Below are 20,388 nucleotides of genomic sequence, written 5' to 3'. Positions count from 1 at the left end.
AGACGTGGTCAGCGGTAAACGATGTCGTCGCCTGCGGCGCGCAGGATCACATAGGGCTGGCTGGTCCATGGCAGATCGCCGGTTTCCAGATCGACCAGCTCGAAGACCACCTGCGTGCGGCGCTGGACGAGGCCCGACTTGGTGTCGCGCGAGTCCAGCGAACTCATCTTGCCGATCAACTGATAATCGACCCCCGACACGCCCTGCGTCATGCCGCGCGTACCACCGTCGGCGACGCCGGTGCGCTTGAGCTCGCGCTCGCGCATCACGATGTCCATCGATTCCCGGCTGACGAAGCGGATCCGCCCCGCCGCCGCGCGGCTGAGGCTGGCGCGCAGCGAGCCGGTCAGCATGTCGCGGTCGATCCGCTGCGAGCTGTCGTTGTAGAATTTCTCGCTGTCGATGACGACGCGCGGCGGGGTGGGCGTGCCGACGATGTCGGGGCGCGACATCAGCTCGCGCATCACCTGATCGGCCATCATGTCGATGTCGCGCGATTCCAGCCCCACGCCGAAGATCGCGCCGCGCCCGGTCGGGTCGAGCTCGGTCGCCTGCGTGCCGCGCCGGTTGCGCTGGGCCGAGGCCGGCATGGCGACCAGCGCCACGGCGGCGATTATGCCCATGATGATCGATCCGCGCATATGGTCCCCCAAACTGCCCTTGCCGCGCTCTCCCCGGAGCGCAGCGGCGTTGCCCCGCGCCGGGTCTGCGCGCACCCGGCCCTGCCGCGCCATACGCCACCTGGCGTATGCCCTGGCGGTGCGGACGGTCACGCCGGCCCCATCCGTGCCAGCAGCGCGATCAGATCGGACTGGCGCGACACCCCGGTCTTGGCGAACATCCGGCGCAGATGGACGCGCAGCGTCGTCGCCCGGCAATCGCGCGCCGCCGCCGCGGATTCGAGCGAATGGCCGCTGGTCAGCAACGCCGCCAGCGCGGCTTCGCTGGGGGTCAGGGCAAATGCCTCGCGCCACAGCGACGGGGCCGGGGCCGGACGGCGCGCGGGATCGATCAGCGTCACGATCGCGGCGGCACGCGCCGTCCGCTCCCGCGGCTCGATGCGGCGGATCACGACGATCAGCGGCACCCTACCGACCGGACGGCAGCAGCGCACCGCCGCCGTATCGGCACCGCCCGTCACCACCCGGGCGATCGCCGCGTCAAGCCATCCCTGATCGCCCGGGGCCACCGTCCGCAACATGGCACGTGGCAGCGCGCCCGACAGCGTCACCCCGTCGCTTGCCCGTGTGATCGCGACGAACGCCCCGGCCGCGACGACCACCTCGCCGGCCTCGCCCAGCAGCGCCGCCGGCTCGACCATCGCCTCGACACGCCCCTGCCATGCCGAGCCACCGCGATCGTCGAGCGCATCACCGCCCGGTACGTCCGTCCGGGCGCGCTCGAATATCGCCACCCCCGCCCATATTCCGTCGGCCACCGCGTTCCCCCCGCCTGCCTGATGGCCACAAGGGGTAGCGGCATCGCTGGCGCGGCGGGGGTCGCAATGCGTCGCAAGCCATCGCAATAGGTCGCGGGAACCCTTATTCGGGTTCGATCCGTTGCTGTCGCAGTCCGCCCAGCACGGCGATCAACGCGGGGTCGCCACGCCAGCGGGCGCGAATGTGGCGGACAAACCCTGCCGCCCCCCAGCGTTCGCCATGGGTGCGGGCGTCAGCGAGGATCGCGCCAAGCTGGCCCCGTTCGCCGGCAAGGCTCGCCACGAACGCCGGCCAGCTATGGTCGGGACGCTCGGCGCTCTGGGTATAGGACAGCGCGCGGCTGAGCATCACCGCATAGGTCGCGGCATATCGGCCATCGCCGGTCGCGGCATCGATCGCCAGCGTCCGGTCGATCGCCGCGCTATAGGCGATCAGCTCGCGTTCGGCGCGGGCCTGCGCCCGGGCACGCAGATGCAGCGCATAACCCGCCAGATCGCCCCCGGCCAAGGCGACGATGCTGAGCGCGTCATGCGCGCTCGACAGCATCGGCTGCCGCCGCGCGACATCGTCGAGCATCGCCCAAGCCTCGGCCACGCGGCCCGCCATCCACAGCCCCCAGCCATAATCGGCCAGCAGATAGGGCGCGCCCGGCGCCAGCATGCGCGCCGCATCGAACTCGCGCGCAGCGGCGGCATCCTCGCCATTGTCGGCAAGGATATTGGCATACCATAGATGCGCCAGCGGATCGCGCGGACCGTTGGCAATCGCCCGGCGGAACACAACTCCGGCGCGTACCGGATCACGGTCGCACCAATAGGCGGCGACCCCTTCGACCCGATCGGCGACGACCGATCGCGGCATGGTCTTGCGCGCCGCATCCGCCGCACGGCGCGCCTCGGCGAAGGCGACGGCATCGGGTGCCGATCCGAACTCGCGCGCCAGCAGCCACGCCTCGGCCAGCGATTCCTGCACCCCGACATGATCGGGGTGGCGTGCCGCGATCGAGCGCAACACCGGGATCGCGCGGGCAAGGCGCGCACCATCGCGCAGCGCCACATCGTCGCGCGCGGTGACGTAGCGGGCCATCGTCGCATCGGACAGCGCCCCTCCCCCGGCACCGCGCCACTGCCATGCCGCCAGCGCCCCGCCGCCCAGCGCGACCAGCCCCAGCGCCGCACCCCGGCGCGACCAGCGCGACGGTGGCGGCAAAGGTATTGCGACGATCGGGGGAGCTGTCGGTGGATCGTTCGGCGGCAATTCGGCGACCATCCCGGCCCCCTGCCCCGCCATCCACGCATCGAGTTCGTGCGCCAGTGCATAGACGCTGCGGCTCTTGCCACCGGGCAGCGCATGGACCGGCAGGCCACGGTCCCCCGCCCAACGGATCGCGGTCGAGCGGTCGCGGCCGAGATAGGCGGCGATCGACTTCCACCCGTCGATGCGATGGTCCCCAGGCTTCTCCACCCCGTCTACGGCCCCGTTTTCCAACGCAGCCCCCGCTGCGACGGCCAAGCCATAGGATGGGCCGCCGGATTGATCCAGCGCGTATTGATTGCCTTTATACTGGGGCACCAACTTGTCGGATTGTCGACACCTCGACAAATCGACAAGTTGGTGAAGGTCGGCGGCTACTCCCCGACCGGACTCTCGCCATATTTGCGCAGCACGTCGTTGAACGCCTCGGCCATCAGCGCCTGCAGGCTGCGGTCCTGTCGCCGGGCCAGCATGTGCATCGACAGCGACATTTCAGGCGTGAAGAAGCCGGCGATCTGCTTGCGCCCCGCCCGGCTCAGGACGGCGGCGGGTTTCGTCTCGGACGGCGGGGCAGGGGCCACGACCGGCTCGGGCAAGGTCCGCGCGCGCAGATTGGCGAAACTCGGCTTGCGGCTCATGCGCGGATCTTTCTGAAACGGGGAACACCCATGTCGATCTGTCGACATGTCCACTTGTAGAGCGCGCGAACCTCGTCCGCAGCTTTGCCCTCGCCATCGCTCTCCAGCACGGTCCGCCCTTCGGCGCTGGCGTGGCGATAGGCCGCGCGATCGGGCAGCAGCATCGGGCAGGGCGGCGTGCCGAAGCTCTGCACCAGTTCGCCCGCTTCCTGATACACCCGCGGTGCATTGGGTGGCCCGGCGGTGAAGACGACGAAAGCGGGCTTGCGCAGCAGTTGCACCAGCTTGGCGCTGGTCTGGATCGCCGACAGGTCGAACGCGCTCGGCCGGCACGGGATCAGCACCAGATCGGCGATCTCGACCGCCGCCCGCGCCGCGCTGTCGGCATGCGGTGGGGTGTCGATCACGATCACCTCGGCGCCCTGATCGCGCGCGGCGGCGACCTTGGCGGCGAGGCGGGGCGGGGGGCTGTCGATTACTTCGGGCGGGGCATCACCGCGCCATGCCGCCCATTGGCTGGCGGTCGCCTGCGGATCGGTATCGATGACGAGCGCCACCTTGCCCGACGCCTGCGCCGCGGCGGCGAGATGGAGCGCGAGCGTGGTCTTGCCCGCACCACCCTTCTGACTGATGATCGCGATGGTCGTCATGTCGGATGCTATAGGTGTCGACAGGTCGACAATGCAACACGCGATGCTGCCGATGAGGATATGCCGTCAGTCCCGCTTGCTCTCGCCGGAGAGCATTGCCCCGGCAACGCCGGGGCTTCCCCGTTTTTCCTCTGGGGTTTGTCCTTTGTAACTGTCGGCACTTTCGTTTCCGTCGTTCAAGATAATTTGGTGACGGGGACGGTCGACGCCCGAATTTCCGTTATCAATAGATCTCGAGAGTGGTTCAGGATGGAAATGAGACTCGCACTCGGCACGATCGACTGCCGCACCTAACCGGGCGAGCATCGCACCCAGCTCACCGCCGACACTCGCTTCGGCCAGTTCCCGACAAGTAAGGGTCGCCAGCATCGCCGCATGCTCGACCCCGCGCTCGGCCTGGTGCTGCGCGACATCGTCGGGAAGCGGTACGGCCTGAAACCGGCGCGGCAGCAGCCGCAACAGTGCCGCCGGCAGAAGCGCGCGGTAGATATTCGAGGTCTGGCGATAGCGCGCCTCGCCATCGACGCCGCGACAGAAGCGCCGTTGCCGCTGGAGGAAACCGGCCGCTTCGAGCAGGTTCAGCGCCCGCGCCACCGTCGCCCGGCCGAGCGCGGTCGCCTTCGCCAGATGGTTGTAGCTCGGGAACACCTTGCCGGCGTTCAGCCGGGCGATCGTGCAGATTTCCTCGAACACCCGCACCGCGCCGGCGGTGAGCGCGGCGATCGCGCGTTCGGGAGCGCTCAGTTCGCGCGGCTCGCTGCGCACCTCGCGCCGCAACCGCCGCCCGGCGTCGAGCGCGGCGCGTGCCATCGCCAGCAGCCGGTCGGTCTCGCCCTTGCCCGGCACCGCGAAAAAGCGCGCCTCGATCGTTCCCGCCTCGACGCTGCCGCGCCGCACCGGACAGCGCGGTCGGGCAGGGGCAAACGCCCGCGCCGCCACGTCACGCAATGACAATGCCATCGTTTCCCCACCCCCTGTGTCGGGCCGGGACCAAAAAATGCAAAAAGGGGCGTGGCGCGAAACGCGCGTCCTTGATCCGGTAGGGAATCGGGGGTATTTGAAAACCACGTTGTGAGTGGATGCGACGTTTGGCGACGTCGTTTCAAAACCCTGGGACGCCCGGCCTTCGTGCCGGGCTTTCCTTTATGTGGTCACGGCCATTCCCTCATCCGCCGACCCCATTGCCGGCTTGTCGGGCTGACTGTCGCAGATGATTTCCAACAACGGAAGCGTTCCCGGTTCGTGCTTTCGCGGATGATGCACGAAAATCGTTCGTGCTATCGCGGATGAACCACGCTGGATTCGTGCTTTCGCGGATGCCAAAGCGTGCCGGATTCGTGCTTTCGCGGATGCGTACGACGTTTGACCGCTATTCGTTGCTCGCCGAGTCGGGGGCCTCCGCCGTCACCTCCGCACCCGATTCGCCGGCGTCGTCCTGCTCGATCTCGGGCAGGCGCGGTTCGATCCGCACTTGGGTGTACCCCGGCGTCCGCGGGCCCTTTGTGCCGCTGGGGGGGGCGTTGGTCGCGCCGATTAGCACCAGGCGATAGTCGGGGATCGCATCGGCCTCGACGATGGCTTTGAGGGCATGGCGGAAGTGCGGCAGCGAATTCTGATAGCCGAGCTGCCGCCGCAGCTCGTCGAGTTCCATTTCGCACGGGCCGTCGCTGCATGATGACCTTGCGATCTCGTACAGCCGCCGCTCGACCGGCCCCAGTTGGAAGTACCCGCTGGCGTAATCGAGGATCTGACCGTCGTGCAGGATCGCGCGGTACAGCCAGTCGCACAGTCGAACGCGGATCGCCTTCAGTCGCCGCGTGTCGCCGCCGGCGTCCTTCGACCGGGTATAGTAGAGCTTGGCTTCGGACAGCCACGAGAAATAGCCTTCCTCGCCCTCGCCACCCGCCTCGATATTGGTCTTGATCTGCGTACCCTGCAGCCGCTCCAGCGCCTGCGACAACCGGCCATAGGAGCGTGCCGAAGGGTTGTTGCCGGTCACGCAGAACAGGTCGTGCGCGGTGAAGTGGAACTCCTGGTTCACCTCTTCCCCGCCCTCGAGGCGGGCGATCATCAGGCTGGCGATATAGAGCACGATCTCCTTGTCGTAGATCGTGGCGGCGCCCTTGGCGGTCGGCACGATCTCGATCGAGACGGTGCCATTGTCGTAGGATAAGGGCCGCGTCCACTTGCCCTTGCTCAGCGCAAAGAACGGAAACGCCATGAGCGAGCGCTCGCCGCGCACATCGGCGAGGAGCGGGCTGTCGAGCACGAACAGGTCGCGCTGTGGGCGGGGCGGGGTCATGCTCGACCCCCGATCATGGCATCATCCGCGAAAGCACGAATTATGGAGCGACCATCATCCGCGAAAGCACGAATCCACAGGGGAGAGGGGCTGGAAAGCGATGATTTGGGCGTCTTGGCTGCCACCAATTCGTGCTTTCGCGGATGATGCCGGACAGGAGGGAATTGCGGGTAAGCCATACCCAATATGGGTAGCAGGTGACGCAATCCGCGCAAACCGCCGATGCCGCGATCCACCGCCGCGTCTACAAAATGCTTCCCGTCCCCCGGATCGGATCATAACAGGCCGCAACGAAGAGATACCAAGCAGGAAAACCCCCATGACTATCCAGCGCGTTCGCAGGGCCGTTTTCCCCGTGGCGGGTCTTGGCACCCGGTTCCTGCCGGCGACCAAGGCGATGCCCAAGGAAATGCTGACTGTCGTCGACAAGCCGCTGATCCAGTATGCGGTCGAGGAAGCGCTGGAGGCGGGGATCGAGCAGATCATCTTCGTCACCGGTCGCGGCAAGGGCGCGCTCGAGGATCACTTCGACGTCTCCTACGAACTCGAAGCGACGATGAAGGCGCGCGGCAAGTCGATGGCGGTGATCGAGGGTATCCGCCAGAAGCCGGGTAGCCCGGTCTATGTCCGCCAGCAGGAGCCGCTGGGCCTTGGCCATGCGGTATGGTGCGCGCGCGAGATCGTCGGCGACGAGCCGTTTGCGGTGCTGCTGCCCGACGAGCTGATGGTCGGCGGTTTCCTCAAGCAGATGATCGAGGCGTACAACCAGGTCGGCGGCAACGTCATCGGCGCGCTGGAAGTGCCCGACAGCGAAACCGACAAATATGGCATCATCTCGCCAGGCAAGGTCGACGGCAAGCTGACCGAAGTGACCGCGCTGGTCGAGAAGCCCAAGGGCAAGGCGCCGTCGAACCTGATGATCCCCGGCCGCTACATCCTCCAGCCCGAGGTCATGGACATCCTCGACCAGCAGGAGCCGGGCGCGGGCGGCGAGATCCAATTGACCGACGCGATGGCCAAGCTGATCGGCCGGCAACCCTTCCACGGCTTCACCTTCGACGGCAAGCGCTACGACTGCGGCGACAAGGCGGGCTGGGTCCAGGCGAACATCGCGCTGGCGCTGGCGCGTGCCGACATCGGCCCGGCGGTGCGGGCGTTTGCCGAGGAAGCGCTCGCCGTCACTTAAGTGCCGCTTGGCCGAAAAAGTCAGTACTGCCGCATTGAGCATCGACGAAAGATAAAAAATGCTGCGCAAGGATAGCGTCCTCGCGCAGCATTGCTATCAAACGTGTGGCAACCTCAGCTTGCGATCACGAAGACCCGCTCGGTCCGGGTTTCGCCATTGCCCGACGTGATCGACAGGTCGACATAGCCGATCCCGGTAAAGCCCCCGACGGGCTGGATCGTGAACGCGGTAGCACTGGTGCTCGAAATCGCCAACTTTCCGGCGAAAGCCGCGGGTACGGCAACACCGGTCAATGCCAGTCTTTCGTCGATGTCGAACTTGAGGGTGGTCGGATTCCAAACATAATCATTGTCACCGAACGACGGATTATGCGCTCCAGTGGCGCTTGGACGGAGTCGAGCGTCACGTTGCGAGACGATTACGGAAGCACCGCCTGAAATCGGGATGAAATCGATCCCCGGGAAGAACAGGCCGGTATTGGCGGCTGCCGGCACGTCCAATGCCGACACTGCGGTCGTCACATTCTGGGTGGTTAACGTCAAGGCGCGCGTCGTCGCTGCCTTGAGTTCCAGATTGCCGGCGCGATCGTTAAAGTTGAATCGCATGACACGCCGAATTTCTTCGGACAGGAAGCCTTGCAACGCGGCGTTGTAACGTTGCGCGGCATCGGGCTGTGTCTCCAGCATCTTCAGCGCACTGGCATATATGTTGATAAGGTGCGCTACAGCGGCATAGGTTTCGTCATAGATCGGGTAGATGCCCGACATCGTGACGTTGCCGCGCAGGAATTGCTCGGTCCCGTTTCCGATAAACAGACGTGCGGAAGGATTGGCCTTCAGCCAATTCCCGATCATGGTTTCCTTGTTGGCTGGAACCTGCGGGATAATAGTCTGGTCGATGGTCGGTAGCGACATCAGGTTTAGCGCCTGCGACAATGCCCTGACACGCAGGTTAGCGGCGATCAGCGCACCACGGGTTTGCGCCGCTTCGTTCGCGGCTTGGGGACGGGTCGCTGAATAGGTCAGCAGATCGAGACTGGCCGGCAGGGCATAGCCATCCCCAGTGTTCAGCAGCATCGCAGAGCGGACCACCGTCTGGCTTCCGGAAACAGCGATCAGCGAAGTGAGCGGCGATATGGTCGTCGCGCCGACCGGTGCGGTCTGGGTCGTCAGATACCCCGTTGCGACTTCCAGACCGGTTCCCGTCAACGTAAAGGTGGCCGCCGAATAGTTCGGCGCGAAGGCTCCCGGCTGTAGGATCGGCGATCCCGGCAGCGGATTGGTTCCCGCAGGCGCAACGCCGTCCCGCCCGGTCGCAACGGTCGCAGTGCCATTGGCATCGGTAAAGGTGATGCTGCCAACCAACGGTGCGCTGACCTCGCCGACAAAGGCAAGCGGCGTCGGCGAGGGGGATGAAGACGGCGTAGGGGTCGGAGTAGGCGAGGGCGCAGGCGTACTGACGTTGCCGGTCCCGCCCCCGCCGCAACCCACGAGAATCACGCAGGACGCCAGCAACCAGAATAGCTTGGGCATATATTCTCCGTGTAAATTTTGGTCAGGTTAGCGACTGCCTATCTCGAATGGCAACTATTCATCGATGCCTTCACGACCGTTTCACGCTCGTATTCCACGAGCCCGTCATCGGTTGATTGTCGTCATTACCAACATCTACGGTTTTCTGCTCCGACACGCTTGCGCATATCGCCGCGAATACCGTGGGGGTGCTAACGGTCCCGGTTGTCCGGGTGGACCGCCGCCAATGGTTGCAGCCAACCTCCTTACGTCGCCTGTTTCTGGCGCAAACAGGAGAAAATATTCGGTGTAATAAACCATCCCACTACCATCGACGGTTTCTTCGGCAGCGGCTATTGCGTTGCCGCATCACGGGTAGCACCAACCATCAAAGCCCCAGCCCGGTGATCCAGGAGTTATACGTTGGATCCGATCTACGTTACGAGGCCTTACCTTCCCCCCTTGAGCGAGTTTCTGCCGCTGCTGGAGCAGATCTGGGAAACGCGCGTCCTCACCAACAACGGGCCGTTCCATCAGCAGCTCGAGGCACGGTTGCAGGATGTCTTCGATTCCGAGCATGTATCGCTCGCCACCAATGGCATGCTGGCGCTGACCTCGGCGATCGATGCCTCAGGGCTATCGGGCGAGGTCATCACCACGCCCTATTCGTTCGTCGCTACCAGCCATGCCCTGGCGCTTGCCGGCTTGACGCCGGTATTCGTCGACATCCGCCCGTCGGACCTCAATATCGATCCCGCCGCGATCGAAGCAGCGATTACCGAGCGGACCAGCGCCATTGTCGCGGTGCATGTCTATGGCAATCCATGCGCGGTTGCCGAGATCGAGGCGATCGCCGAACGCCATGGGCTGCGCGTGATCTATGACGCCGCCCATGCTTTCGGTGTCCGGTATCAGGGGCGTAGCCTGCTGTCGCATGGCGATTTCGCTGCGCTCAGCTTCCACGCGACCAAGGCGTTCAACACCTTCGAAGGCGGGGCGATCGTATCGCGTCATGCCGAGGGCAAGCGTGCGGTCGATAGCGCGCGCAACTTCGGCATTGCCGACGAAGTCAACATTCCCGTTGTCGGTACCAATGCCAAGATGAGCGAGCTGAACGCCGCGTTCGGGTTGGTGCAGCTGAACCATTTCGAGGACGTGCGGCGCAGGCGCGGCGCGGTCGACCGCCTGTACCGCGAACTGCTCGGACATATTCGGGGTATCGACCTGATCGACATTCCAGCGGAGGTGGAGCCCAATTATTCCTACTTCCCCATCCTTGTGCGCGACACCTTCCCCGTCAGCCGCGACGCGCTGTACGATGCGCTGAAGGCACAGGGAATATACTCCCGGCGGTATTTCTATCCGCTGCTGTCCTCGCTGCCGATGTACCGTGATCATCCTTCGGCAGCGCCGGGGCGGATGCCGGTGGCCGAGCAGGCAGCACAGCAGGTGCTGTGCCTGCCGATCTACCCCGACCTGTCGAAAACCGATCAATGGCGGATCGCCGAAGCCGTACTGGCACAGGCTCACGTGTGAAGCTGGCGATCTTCGGCACGGGCGGCATGGGGCGCGAACTGGCGGACATCGTCGTTCGTTCGCCGCGCCTGCGGGCACGCTATGCCGAGATCGTCTTTACGACCGACACGCCGGGCGACCCGGTGCAGGGCATTCGCGTCGTCCATCCCGACACGCTCGGCCCCGAGGACGAACTGAGCCTCGCGCTGGGCAGCTCGCAGACACGCCGGACGCTTGCCGAGCGGTTCGCCGGGCGGCGCTTTGCGACGATAATATCGGATCATGCCATCGTTGCCCCCTCGGCCCAGATCGGGGAGGGGGCCATGGTGTGCGACTTCGCGGTCGTGAACAATGCGGCAGTCGTCGGACGGCATTTCCTCGCCAACGTCTATGCGCAACTGTCGCATGATGCCTTGGTCGGCGACTATGTGACGTTCGCACCCAGAACGACCTGTTGCGGATGGGTCGGGATCGACGATGACGTATCGGTCGGGGCGGCGGCGGTCATCCGCAACGGCACGTCCGGGCGTCGATTGCAGATCGGGCAAGGTGCCACGATCGGGATGGGTTCGGTCGTGCTGCGCGACGTACCCGCCGGCCGGACGACGTTCGGCACCGGCTTGCGCCCCGCCTAATTTCCCGCGTCAGGCGGTGTGACGCGCCGGCAGCAACCGGGCAAGCGGCGTCATGCCGATCAGATCCCCGCTGGCCCCCACACGCAGCAGCAGCGCGACCACGACATAGAATCCCCCGCCTGCCACCGTTAGTATCGCCAGATCAAAGAAGCTGCCGAACGCCAGCAGCGGCCGCAGGATCGCGAGCAGCGCGACCATCGTCAAGGTCAGGACCACCGTCCCGGCAAGATCGCGCAACTGGGCAAGCGGCGGATAGCCGATCAGGCGTCCGGCGACGCCGGCATTGATGAAGAAGGCGATATAGACGAACAGCGTCTGCCCCACCGCCAGTCCCATGATCCCGAACAGGCTGCCGACCCCGACGAAGGCGATGCCGATGCATTTCTTGACCAGCTCGACCTTCAGATACAGGTCGGATCTGCCCTGGGCGAGGATCAGCTGCAGATTGACCGAATGGAGCGGAAACAACACGCCACCGATGGCGAGCACTGACAGGATCGGGGCGGCGAACAGCCATTTGGGGCCGTAGAGCACTTCGATAAGCAGATCGGGCATGACCGCCAGCGCCCCCATCAACGGCAGGTTGATGAGCATGACGACCCCTTGCGCTAGGCGAACCCCGCGGCGTAACGCGACGACATCATCGGACTTGGTCGAAAAGATCGGCAAGGCGACCCGCGTGACGATCGCGGCAAGGATACCCGACGGCAGGTTCTGCAGATTCTGGGCGCGATTGTAGAAGCCGAGATCGCGCGCGCCATGCAGCTTGCCGATGATCAGCAGCGACCCTTGCGCATAGGCCACCTCGAGCAGTCCCGAGAGGGCGACCAGCGATCCGAAGCCTGCCAGTTCGCGGGCGGCGCGCAAATGCGGGCGGCCAAGTGGTCGCCATCCCCCCAATATCCAAACGAGCACTGTGTTGATGAAGGCGTTGACCAGCGCTTGGATCGCGAAGCTCCAGATACCCGCCCCGTTCAGCGCCGCCACGATCGCGACCATGCCGCTAATCAGCGACGCGGTCAGTCCTGCCTTGGCCACCAGATCGAACCGCAAATGCCGTTGCAGCATGGCCGCAGGTACCGATGCCAGCGCGGCGAGCGGAACCACGATGGCGGTGACGTAGAGCAGCGGGCGCAGGACCGGATGCCCGAACCAGTCCGCCATCGATGGCGCCACCAGCGCGATGCCTGCGGCAATCAGCGCCGCCGCCGTCAGGTTATACCAGAATACCGCGGTCTGCTCCTCAGCGCTCACTTCCTTCTTCTGGATGATGGCCGAACTGAAACCACCATCGATCAGCACCGTCGAGAGCGCAATGAAGACCGCGGTCAGCGCATAGATGCCGAAATCGGTCGGGGAAAGCAGTCGCGCGAGGACGATCGACACGACGAACTGGACGAAGAAGCGCATCCCAAGGTCGATGCTGCTCCACAATCCGGCGATCAGGCCCTTGCCAAGACGCATGCGGGTCTACGCACGCCCGAAGAATGCTTGGCATTTCGCGACGAATCGCGCGAGCAGGCGGTCCTCCGCGTGTCGATCGTCCGCCATTCGTTCGAGGAGCAGTCCTTGTGTCTCGCGTGCCCAGGCGACATCGTCCCAGCCATAGGCCAGACCATAGCGATCGGCTTCGTTGGGAAACCATTGTTCGCGTGAGACACCAGGCATCGGTTCGATGACCGGCACACATCCACACATCGCCGCGAACACCGAATACATCGAATAAGTATCGAAGCTGTGGAGATATTCGTGCTGATTGAACGCCGCCGCCATTTCGGCATGGGTCATGTCGTCGACGACGGTCTTCCCTTCCAAATCGTGCGCCGTGACCCGGTCCTTGCCCTTTCGGATTAGACAGCAGATGCCGTCGCGCGGCCCGGGATTACGGTTTGCATAAGCCGGATTGAGATAGGTCAGCGTCAGGCGGCTGTCGGGGTCTAGATTGATGGCGGGATCGTTGAACGCGTCCTGATAAAAGAAATAAAGCTCGCCCGGTCCATAACCGGTTTGCCCGGTATGATGGCCCGGGCGATGCAAGAACCACCGCACCACTGAACGACTGCGCAGTGGATTGCCCGAGATGACTTCGGGATAGACAACGATTGCCCCATCCAGATCGGCGAGGGTAGCGACCGGGTTCGCGAACGGTCCCGTGTCGAACGGTCGGCCATTCCTGCGTTGGCGCTGGTACCGGATGTGCGCTTTCAGTGAGCGTAGATCTCGCGGGAAACGATGCGGTGGTTTCCCGACCGGCCAGATGAGAGCTCTTTCTCCCATCTGGCGCAGTCGTTCGCACAGCAGATGCAACGCGATGGTTCCACCCGACGTCTCGTCATGGGTAAAGCTGTAGATGACGAAGTGGGGCTTGCGATGCATGATCCGGCAGGAACCTTGTCAGCAGGAACGATCGTTCCGTTCAGTTCCGACCGTCGACCGCGTTCAGGATCGCTCGGCCATAAGCGGTCTTCTTGAACCGCTCGCCCGCTGCTCGCGCCTGATCGGCCGAGATGAAGCCCATTTCGTAGGCGATTTCTTCCAGACACGCGACCTGCACGCCCTGGCGGTGCTGGAGCGTGCGGACGAACTCGCCGGCTTCGAGCAGGCTGTCGTGGGTGCCGGTGTCGAGCCACGCATAGCCTCGGCCCATCTGTTCGACGTAAAGGTCGCCCGCCTCCATGTAGAGCCGGTTGAGATCGGTGATCTCCAGCTCGCCGCGCGGGGACGGCTTGAGGTTGCGCGCGAACTCGACGACGCGGTTGTCGTAGAAATACAGCCCCGTGACCGCATGGTTCGACTTAGGCTGCTCGGGTTTTTCCTCGAGGCTGATCGCGCGGCCGCCTTCGCCGAATTCGACCACGCCGTAGCGCTCGGGGTCCTCGACGCGGTAGCTGAACACGGTCGCTCCGGTCGGCCGCGCGACCGCGCTCGCCAGTAGGTCGGTCAGGTGCGCGCCGAAGAAGATGTTGTCGCCCAGCACCAGCGCGACATTATCGTCGCCGATGAAGTCCGCGCCGATGGTGAACGCCTGCGCGAGGCCATCGGGGCTCGGCTGTTCGGCATAGGCCATCGTCACGCCGAACGCCGACCCGTCGCCGAACAGACGGCGATAGTTGTCGATGAACTCAGGGCTGGAGATGATGAGGATGTCGCGAATGCCCGCCAGCATCAGCACCGACAGCGGATAATAGATCATCGGCTTGTCGTAGACCGGCAGCAACTGCTTGTTGACGGCGAGGGTAGCCGGGTGGAGGCGGGTGCCCGAACCGCCGGCGAGGATGATGCCCTTCATGTGCGTGCTCCGATCAGTTCGTCGAGAATGTCGCTGAGTGCTGCCTGCCAGTCGCGCGGCTCGATGCCATAGGCGGCGCGGATCGCGTCGTGGCTCAGCAAGGAATTGGCCGGCCGCTTCGCCGGGGTGGGATAGTCGCTGCTCGGGATCGGTACGACCTCTGCCGTCGCCCCGCCGCGTGCTGCGCTCTGCGCAAAGATTTCGGTGGCGAAGCCTGCCCAGTGCGTTGCGCCGGCGTTGCTGAAGTGGAAGGTGCCGGTCGGGGCTGCCTCGTCCTCGATCAGCCGCAGCGTGATCGTCATCAGCGCCTGCGCCAGATCGGCGGCGCTGGTCGGCGAGCCATGCTGGTCGGCGACGACCGAGAGCTGGTCACGGGTGGCCCCGACGCGCAGCATCGTCTTGACGAAGTTGTTGCCATGCGCCGACACGACCCAGGCGGTGCGCACGATCGCATGGCGCACGCCGCTGGTCCGCACCGCCAGCTCGCCGCCGAGCTTGGAGGCACCATAGACGCCGAGCGGTGCGACCGGATCGTTCACCTCCCACGCGCCCTGCTTGTCGCCGGCGAAGACATAGTCGGTCGACACCTGCACCAGCGGAATGCCCGCCTTCACACAGGCTTCGGCGAAGGCGGCGGGAGCCATGGCGTTGACGCCCCATGCGGTGACGAGGTCGCTCTCGGCCTTGTCGACTGCGGTATAGGCGGCACCGTTGATGACCGCCGCCCATTCCTGTTCGGCAACCTTGGCGGTGATCGCCGCCGTATCGGTCAGGTCGAGCGTGTCGTGATCGATCGCGACGACCTCGTACCCTTCAGGCCATGCGCAGCGTTGCAGTTCGGTCCCGAGCTGGCCGCCCGCTCCGGTGACGAGGATCGTCTTGGTCACATCATTCTCCGACATGTCGACACGTCGACAATCTTACGCTGCGACACCACGACGCTGCGACGCCTTGGCCGCGACCAGCGGCCGCCACCATGCCTCGTTCGCCAGATACCATTCGACGGTCTTGCGGATGCCGGTCTCGAAGGTTTCCGCCGGCGTCCAGCCCAGCTCCGCGCCGATGCGCGCGGCGTCGATCGCATAGCGCTTGTCGTGGCCGGGACGGTCGGCGACCTCGGTCATCTGCTGTGCGTACGGCGTGCCATCGGCGCGCGGGCGCAGTTCGTCGAGGATCGAGCACAGGGTCTGCACGACCTCGATGTTCTGCCGCTCGTTATGGCCACCGACATTGTAGGTGCGGCCGACTTCACCGCACTCGAACACCGCCTGCAATGCGCGGACGTGATCCTCGACATACAGCCAGTCGCGAACCTGATCGCCCTTGCCGTAGATCGGCAGCGGCTCGCCATCCAGTGCCTTGGCGATCATCAGCGGGACCAGCTTCTCGGGGAAGTGATAGGGACCGTAGTTGTTCGAGCAGTTGGTGATGAGCACCGGCAGGCCGAAGGTGTGGCCCCATGCGCTGACGAGGTGGTCCGACCCGGCCTTCGACGCCGAATAGGGCGAACGCGGATCGTACGGCGTTTCCTCGGTGAACAGACCGGTATCGCCCAGCGTCCCGTACACTTCGTCGGTCGAGATATGGTGGAAGCGGAACGCGGCCTTGGCGTCCGCGTCCAGCCCCAGCCAATAGGCACGCGCTTCGGACAGCATCACGAAGGTGCCGACGACGTTGGTCTGGATGAACGCGCCGGGGCCATCGATCGAACGGTCGACATGGCTTTCGGCGGCCAGATGCGTGATGACATCGGGCTTGAACGCCGTGATCGCTTCGCGGACGGCGTCGGCGTCGCAGATGTCGCCCTGCACGAACTGATAGCGATCGCTGTCGGCGACGCGCTCGACCGTGGTCAGCGTGCCGGCATAGGTCAGCTTGTCGAAGTTCAGGACTTCGTGGTCGGTGTTCTCGATCAGGTGGCGCACGAGGGCCGAACCGATGAAGCCGGCACCGCCGGTGACGAAAATGCGCATGGGTAAGTCCTTTTAGGAAAGCGGGGCCAGCGGACGGCCGTCATAGGCGAACGGGCTGTCGAACTCGGCGAGGGCGGGCTGCACCTTGTCCTTGTCGCTCAGCTCGGGGATCGTGCCCTCGGGCATCGGCCAGTCGATCCCGACGCTGTCCCAGCGGATGCCGCCGTCGTTCGCCAGCGCATAGGTGTCCGAACATTTGTAGGTGACTTCGCAATCGGGCTCGAGCGTCACGAAGCCGTGCGCGAAGCCGATCGGAATGAAGAGCTGGTGCCCGTTCTCGGCGCTGAGCTCGGCTCCGACCCACTGACCATAGGTCGGCGAATCCTTGCGCACGTCGACCGCCACGTCGAAGATCCGCCCGCGGATGCAGCGCACCAGCTTGTCCTGGCCCCGGTCCGGCGTCTGGAAATGCAGGCCGCGCAGGGTGAAGGCGGGCACCGAAAGCGAGTGGTTATCCTGCACGAAAGTGCAGGTGATCCCGAGCTTCGCAAAAGCGGGGACAGAATGTACTTCGGTGAACCAGCCACGATCATCGCCGAAGCGTTTGGGGCGGATAAGCTGCACGGGGGAGGCAGAACGCATTTCCGGTACGGAATTGACGCGGTCGGTTTCCAACAAGGGCGTTATCCTGCGTAATGGTTGGGAAAGCTGGTTCAGGCCGCCCCGATGCCCGAAACTGATCGAAATGACCAGACAGATGATTTCGCTTCATCCGGCATCCTATATTGGCTGCCGCCATGGGTACCGGCCGCTGCATGGCAACGACATTTGATAGGAGGCTTGTTTGCCCGACCCCGTTTCCCGCCGCACGTTCGTCAGTGCCAGTCTCTGTACCGCGCTCACTGCGGCTGCCTCGACGGCATGCGCCCAACAAGGCGGTTCGACCCGTATATTTGATGTAGCAGATCATGGCGCGCGCGGTGACGGCACGACCGACGATGCCGCTGCATTCCAACGGGCGATCGATGCCGCCGCCGCCGCTGGCGGTGGCGTGGTCCGCTTCGGCGCGGGTACGTTCCTGCTACGTCTGCGTCCGGCAGAGGACAAGACGGGGGTCGAAGCGATCACCCTGCGCAGTCGTGTTACGTTGCAGGGCACCGACCGCAATCGCTCGATCCTGCGTCTTGCCGATGGGCAGCGGGGGACGGGCACCTATGCGCGCATCGTCTCGAGCACGGGATCACTCGTCGGAGCGGTAGTCCGCGATTGCACGATCGACGCCAATCGAACCGGACAGGGGGCCTTCCGCGACGACGGCAATGGTGGCGCGCTGGTGCTGGGGCTGGGCGGGCGATGCGAGAATGTCGCCGTGGAGCGTGTGACCATCCGTGGTGCCAACGGACAGGCGATCATGCTGCTGGGCGCCATCGACAATCTCGGCCGCAACCTGCGCATCGCCGACTGCCTGGTCGAACGGGCAAGCTACATCGGCATCCAGAGTTCGCAGTTCGACGGCTTGGTAATCGAACGCAACACCGTGACCGATTGCGTCGACAACGGCATCGACATCTACGGCAACAACGACGTCACCCATTCCACCGTGGCGACATCGCGTAACGGGGTGTTGCGCGGCAACACCATCCGCAATTGCAGCATCGGCATCTTCCTCGAAACCGTGGCCGACTGCCGGACGATCGAGAACGATATTACCGATTGTCGCGGTGCCGGCATCCGGGTCAACCGGATCAATGGCGAACCACGGAACCTGTCCATTCTGAACAACCGCATCACCGGCGGCCCGGTGGGTGTGGCGATGGGCGGCGACACCGGCGGGGTAACGATCGGCACGAATATTGTCCGTGGCTTTTCCAAGGCGGGCGTCCTGTTCGGCTACAACGTCAGCTACGTCACGATCACCGGCAACCAGTTCTTTCCCGCCGCGCCGAGTGTGCCGATCGTCCTTGGCGAACCGATCAAGCTTGGCCGCGATCCAGAGGAACAGCTCGCTTTCATCACGATCCGCGGCAACCGCGTTCCACGCGGACACCGTGCCGACCGGATGTTCGTCAACCGGTATCGCAAGGAATGGCAGATCAACGCCGGAGATTTTCGCCCGACGCTTGGCTGAGGAACGGCCTCAGGCGTCCGGCAGGTTGCCGGACGCCGGGTGGTGGCCGGCGGATACCTGCCGATGGACCCGGGCGGGCACGCCGAACGCCACCGATCCGGCGGGGATCGAGCGTGTGACCAGTGAATTGGCCCCGATCACGCAATCCGCGCCGATCTCCACGCCGTCGAGGATCGACACGTTGTTGCCCAGCCAGCATCGATCGCCGATCCGCACGCCGCGGCGCTCGGTCCTGCCCGATACGAAACTGCCGTCTTCGTCGGCGGCGTGCGCTTCGGCGGTGATGGTCATCCCGGCCCCGGCCTGAACGCCGCTACCGATACGGATCGGTCCACCGATCCCGATGACCGCGCGCGGCCCGATGTAGGAATGTGCCCCGATCCAGAGGCCCTCGGCCGGATCGTTCAATCCGCTGCGCCCCTGAATCCAGCCATGCTCGCGGATCGTCACCCGGTCGCCCAGCGTGATACCTTCGCGGGCGGACCCGTCGATATAGCTGAAACCGCCGATCAGCACGCCACGACCACGGCGAACACGGCCCGACATCACCCACTGGATATTGGGACCCAGCATCAGCCCGCGCCAACGACGCAGGTGAAGCATCGACCAGAACAGCCCGCGCACCATCGGAACGGCGCCCTTCGACAGCATGTAGCCGAGATCGCCCGCACCGATCGCATAGTCGCGCCCGGTCGCGATTTTGACGAGTTTCGCGATCATCGTGACGCTCCTTCTGCGATGGCTTCATGGTAAATGGCCGTGAGACGGGCACAGAACTGGTCTTCGGAGAATGCTTCGGCGGCATGGGCACGGCCCGCCGCCCCCATCGCGCGCGCGCGCACCGGATCGGCGAGGATTCGGTCCACCGCCGCCGCAAACCCGTCCTGATCGCCCGATGCCACCAGAAAGCCGTCGATGCCATCGCGCACGATCTCGGCCAGGCCGCCGGTCCGGCTTGCAATGACCGGCGTTCCCGCCGCCAGCGCCTCGATCGCGGTCAGCCCGAACGCCTCGGGCCATAGCGAGGGGACGACAACACACGCCGCCCCGCGCACGACGTCGAGCAAGGCACGGCTGTCGAGTTTGCCCAGCAGCGTCAGGTTGGCGGGTTGCCGCGCCTCGATCGCGCTACGGGCACTGCCGTCCCCGGCCATGACGAAACGGACGTCGGGGCGCATTCGCGCCAGCGCGACGAACAGATCGACGCCCTTGTACGATTCGAGCCGTCCGACGAACAGGACGGGACCGTCCGCACCGGCCGGCGGCATCGGATGGGCATCGGGGATACCGACCGGATTGGGCAGCGTCCGCATCCGCGCATCGGGCATGCCCATCTCGCAGAGCAGTTCGCGCTGAAAATCGCTGACCGGGAGGAAACGACGAACGATTTGTCGGTAGCCGAGCCGGTCGGCAAGCACCATTTCGGCGACCGATATCATCGTCTTGGGCAGCGATCCGTTGCAACGGTGGACCAGTGCCGGCCAACGCCGCCCACCGGCGCACGCGCGACAGATCGTGCCGTCGCGAAACATCGTCGAGCGCGAACATACCGTGCGATATTCGTGTAACGTCTGTACTACGGGCACGCCCGCATCGCGCAGCACGGGCAGGATCGCCGGCGACAGTCGCTTGTACCAGCTATGCAGATGGACGACGTCGAACGCTTCCTTGCGCATCAGGTCGCGCAGCGCGCGGGCGGCGGCGGGGCGATAGAGCGTCGCCGGAACCTCGGCGAGCGGAGTGTGATCGGTACGCGCGGCAGGTGGGAAATGCGCTGCCCATGGACTGGGGTGGTCGGCGGGGTCGGCCGCGGTGAACGGGACGACGACATGACCGCGCTCCTCGAGGATGCGGGCCTGCTCGAACATCATCCGGTCCATGCCCCCGGCGACGTAATGATTCTGGCTGATGCTCAGGATGCGCATGGC

At 65.0% G+C, this 20,388-nt stretch carries 20 protein-coding genes; 4 read left to right on the top strand and 16 right to left on the bottom strand.

The window, feature by feature from the left end:
* Positions 1-8: 8 nt before the first annotated feature.
* The 7 genes from LRA89_RS17490 to LRA89_RS17460 form a co-directional block, all read right to left on the bottom strand.
* The gene (locus LRA89_RS17490) at positions 9-773 is read right to left on the bottom strand and encodes a penicillin-binding protein activator LpoB (protein WP_230772254.1); all 765 of its coding nucleotides are present in this window, start codon (positions 771-773) and stop codon (positions 9-11) included.
* On the bottom strand, positions 770-1,438 hold the full coding sequence (locus tag LRA89_RS17485; protein ID WP_230772253.1) for a helix-turn-helix transcriptional regulator: 669 nt from the start codon (positions 1,436-1,438) through the stop codon (positions 770-772). Before LRA89_RS17485 ends, LRA89_RS17490 begins: the two co-directional genes overlap by 4 nt.
* Positions 1,439-1,541: 103 nt before the next feature.
* The gene (locus LRA89_RS17480) at positions 1,542-2,903 is read right to left on the bottom strand and encodes a hypothetical protein (protein WP_230772252.1); all 1,362 of its coding nucleotides are present in this window, start codon (positions 2,901-2,903) and stop codon (positions 1,542-1,544) included.
* 164 nt (positions 2,904-3,067) lie between these two features.
* Positions 3,068-3,331, bottom strand: a complete 264-nt coding sequence (locus LRA89_RS17475) for a ribbon-helix-helix domain-containing protein (RefSeq protein WP_230772251.1) — start codon at positions 3,329-3,331, stop codon at positions 3,068-3,070.
* The gene (gene parA / locus LRA89_RS17470; protein ID WP_230772250.1) at positions 3,328-3,981 is read right to left on the bottom strand and encodes a ParA family partition ATPase; all 654 of its coding nucleotides are present in this window, start codon (positions 3,979-3,981) and stop codon (positions 3,328-3,330) included. The genes LRA89_RS17475 and parA overlap by 4 nt, the downstream gene beginning before the upstream one ends.
* Before the next feature lie 66 nt (positions 3,982-4,047).
* Positions 4,048-4,941: a helix-turn-helix domain-containing protein gene (locus tag LRA89_RS17465; protein WP_230772249.1), complete on the bottom strand. Its 894-nt coding sequence runs from the start codon at positions 4,939-4,941 to the stop codon at positions 4,048-4,050.
* Between the two features lie 409 nt (positions 4,942-5,350).
* Complete coding sequence (locus tag LRA89_RS17460; RefSeq protein WP_230772247.1) at positions 5,351-6,283, bottom strand: replication initiator protein A; 933 nt, start codon at positions 6,281-6,283, stop codon at positions 5,351-5,353.
* Positions 6,284-6,602: 319 nt separating this feature from the next.
* Here LRA89_RS17460 and galU point away from each other — a divergent pair, with 319 nt between their 5' ends.
* Positions 6,603-7,469 carry a UTP--glucose-1-phosphate uridylyltransferase GalU gene (gene galU, locus LRA89_RS17455; RefSeq protein ID WP_230772246.1) on the top strand — a complete coding sequence of 289 codons (867 nt, stop codon included), beginning with the start codon at positions 6,603-6,605 and terminating at the stop codon, positions 7,467-7,469.
* 113 nt (positions 7,470-7,582) lie between these two features.
* On the opposite strand, the gene LRA89_RS17450 is transcribed toward galU, so the two are convergent.
* Positions 7,583-9,001: a hypothetical protein gene (locus LRA89_RS17450; RefSeq protein WP_230772244.1), complete on the bottom strand. Its 1,419-nt coding sequence runs from the start codon at positions 8,999-9,001 to the stop codon at positions 7,583-7,585.
* A 441-nt stretch (positions 9,002-9,442) separates the two neighbouring features.
* Between LRA89_RS17450 and LRA89_RS17445 the strand changes: the two genes are divergently transcribed.
* Together LRA89_RS17445 and LRA89_RS17440 are read left to right on the top strand one after the other, a co-directional pair.
* Positions 9,443-10,516, top strand: coding sequence for a DegT/DnrJ/EryC1/StrS family aminotransferase (locus tag LRA89_RS17445; RefSeq protein WP_329958525.1), 1,074 nt, complete (start codon positions 9,443-9,445; stop codon positions 10,514-10,516).
* On the top strand, positions 10,513-11,130 hold the full coding sequence (locus tag LRA89_RS17440; protein ID WP_230772242.1) for a PglD-related sugar-binding protein: 618 nt from the start codon (positions 10,513-10,515) through the stop codon (positions 11,128-11,130). Before LRA89_RS17445 ends, LRA89_RS17440 begins: the two co-directional genes overlap by 4 nt.
* Positions 11,131-11,139: 9 nt before the next feature.
* Here LRA89_RS17440 and LRA89_RS17435 read toward each other — a convergent pair whose 3' ends face one another.
* Genes LRA89_RS17435 through rfbC form a run of 6 tightly spaced genes read right to left on the bottom strand, consistent with a single transcriptional unit; the run spans position 11,140 to position 16,974 of the window.
* Positions 11,140-12,594 (bottom strand): lipopolysaccharide biosynthesis protein, encoded by a 1,455-nt coding sequence (locus LRA89_RS17435; protein ID WP_230772241.1) that lies wholly within the window; start codon positions 12,592-12,594, stop codon positions 11,140-11,142.
* Between the two features lie 6 nt (positions 12,595-12,600).
* Positions 12,601-13,506 carry a hypothetical protein gene (locus LRA89_RS17430; RefSeq protein ID WP_230772240.1) on the bottom strand — a complete coding sequence of 302 codons (906 nt, stop codon included), beginning with the start codon at positions 13,504-13,506 and terminating at the stop codon, positions 12,601-12,603.
* Between the two features lie 40 nt (positions 13,507-13,546).
* Positions 13,547-14,419: a glucose-1-phosphate thymidylyltransferase RfbA gene (gene rfbA, locus LRA89_RS17425; RefSeq protein ID WP_230772239.1), complete on the bottom strand. Its 873-nt coding sequence runs from the start codon at positions 14,417-14,419 to the stop codon at positions 13,547-13,549.
* On the bottom strand, positions 14,416-15,306 hold the full coding sequence (rfbD, locus tag LRA89_RS17420) for a dTDP-4-dehydrorhamnose reductase (RefSeq protein ID WP_230772238.1): 891 nt from the start codon (positions 15,304-15,306) through the stop codon (positions 14,416-14,418). The genes rfbA and rfbD overlap by 4 nt, the downstream gene beginning before the upstream one ends.
* Before the next feature lie 33 nt (positions 15,307-15,339).
* Positions 15,340-16,392, bottom strand: a complete 1,053-nt coding sequence (gene rfbB / locus LRA89_RS17415) for a dTDP-glucose 4,6-dehydratase (protein ID WP_230772237.1) — start codon at positions 16,390-16,392, stop codon at positions 15,340-15,342.
* Positions 16,393-16,404: 12 nt separating this feature from the next.
* The gene (gene rfbC, locus LRA89_RS17410) at positions 16,405-16,974 is read right to left on the bottom strand and encodes a dTDP-4-dehydrorhamnose 3,5-epimerase (protein ID WP_230772236.1); all 570 of its coding nucleotides are present in this window, start codon (positions 16,972-16,974) and stop codon (positions 16,405-16,407) included.
* Positions 16,975-17,176: 202 nt separating this feature from the next.
* Between rfbC and LRA89_RS17405 the strand changes: the two genes are divergently transcribed.
* Complete coding sequence (locus LRA89_RS17405; protein ID WP_230772235.1) at positions 17,177-18,460, top strand: right-handed parallel beta-helix repeat-containing protein; 1,284 nt, start codon at positions 17,177-17,179, stop codon at positions 18,458-18,460.
* A 9-nt stretch (positions 18,461-18,469) separates the two neighbouring features.
* Here LRA89_RS17405 and LRA89_RS17400 read toward each other — a convergent pair whose 3' ends face one another.
* The gene (locus tag LRA89_RS17400) at positions 18,470-19,180 is read right to left on the bottom strand and encodes an acyltransferase (protein ID WP_230772234.1); all 711 of its coding nucleotides are present in this window, start codon (positions 19,178-19,180) and stop codon (positions 18,470-18,472) included.
* The gene (locus LRA89_RS17395; RefSeq protein WP_230772233.1) at positions 19,177-20,385 is read right to left on the bottom strand and encodes a glycosyltransferase family 4 protein; all 1,209 of its coding nucleotides are present in this window, start codon (positions 20,383-20,385) and stop codon (positions 19,177-19,179) included. The genes LRA89_RS17400 and LRA89_RS17395 overlap by 4 nt, the downstream gene beginning before the upstream one ends.
* Positions 20,386-20,388: the final 3 nt, after the last annotated feature.

The sequence above is a fragment of the Sphingomonas sp. Leaf4 genome, assembly GCF_920939515.1.
Lineage (GTDB): Bacteria > Pseudomonadota > Alphaproteobacteria > Sphingomonadales > Sphingomonadaceae > Sphingomonas.
This window is presented reverse-complemented; position numbering and strand designations above follow the sequence as displayed.

Excerpts from the sequence above, each read along its gene's own strand:
- LRA89_RS17475 (WP_230772251.1), bottom strand. The coding sequence starts at position 3,331 with ATGAGCCGCAAGCCGAGTTTCGCCAATCTGCGCGCGCGGACCTTGCCC.
- parA (WP_230772250.1), bottom strand. The coding sequence starts at position 3,981 with ATGACGACCATCGCGATCATCAGTCAGAAGGGTGGTGCGGGCAAGACC.
- LRA89_RS17465 (WP_230772249.1), bottom strand. The coding sequence starts at position 4,941 with ATGGCATTGTCATTGCGTGACGTGGCGGCGCGGGCGTTTGCCCCTGCC.
- LRA89_RS17460 (WP_230772247.1), bottom strand. The coding sequence starts at position 6,283 with ATGACCCCGCCCCGCCCACAGCGCGACCTGTTCGTGCTCGACAGCCCG.
- galU (WP_230772246.1), top strand. The coding sequence starts at position 6,603 with ATGACTATCCAGCGCGTTCGCAGGGCCGTTTTCCCCGTGGCGGGTCTT.
- LRA89_RS17450 (WP_230772244.1), bottom strand. The coding sequence starts at position 9,001 with ATGCCCAAGCTATTCTGGTTGCTGGCGTCCTGCGTGATTCTCGTGGGT.
- LRA89_RS17435 (WP_230772241.1), bottom strand. The coding sequence starts at position 12,594 with ATGCGTCTTGGCAAGGGCCTGATCGCCGGATTGTGGAGCAGCATCGAC.
- LRA89_RS17430 (WP_230772240.1), bottom strand. The coding sequence starts at position 13,506 with ATGCATCGCAAGCCCCACTTCGTCATCTACAGCTTTACCCATGACGAG.
- rfbA (WP_230772239.1), bottom strand. The coding sequence starts at position 14,419 with ATGAAGGGCATCATCCTCGCCGGCGGTTCGGGCACCCGCCTCCACCCG.
- rfbB (WP_230772237.1), bottom strand. The coding sequence starts at position 16,392 with ATGCGCATTTTCGTCACCGGCGGTGCCGGCTTCATCGGTTCGGCCCTC.
- rfbC (WP_230772236.1), bottom strand. The coding sequence starts at position 16,974 with ATGCGTTCTGCCTCCCCCGTGCAGCTTATCCGCCCCAAACGCTTCGGC.
- LRA89_RS17400 (WP_230772234.1), bottom strand. The coding sequence starts at position 19,180 with ATGATCGCGAAACTCGTCAAAATCGCGACCGGGCGCGACTATGCGATC.
- LRA89_RS17395 (WP_230772233.1), bottom strand. The coding sequence starts at position 20,385 with ATGCGCATCCTGAGCATCAGCCAGAATCATTACGTCGCCGGGGGCATG.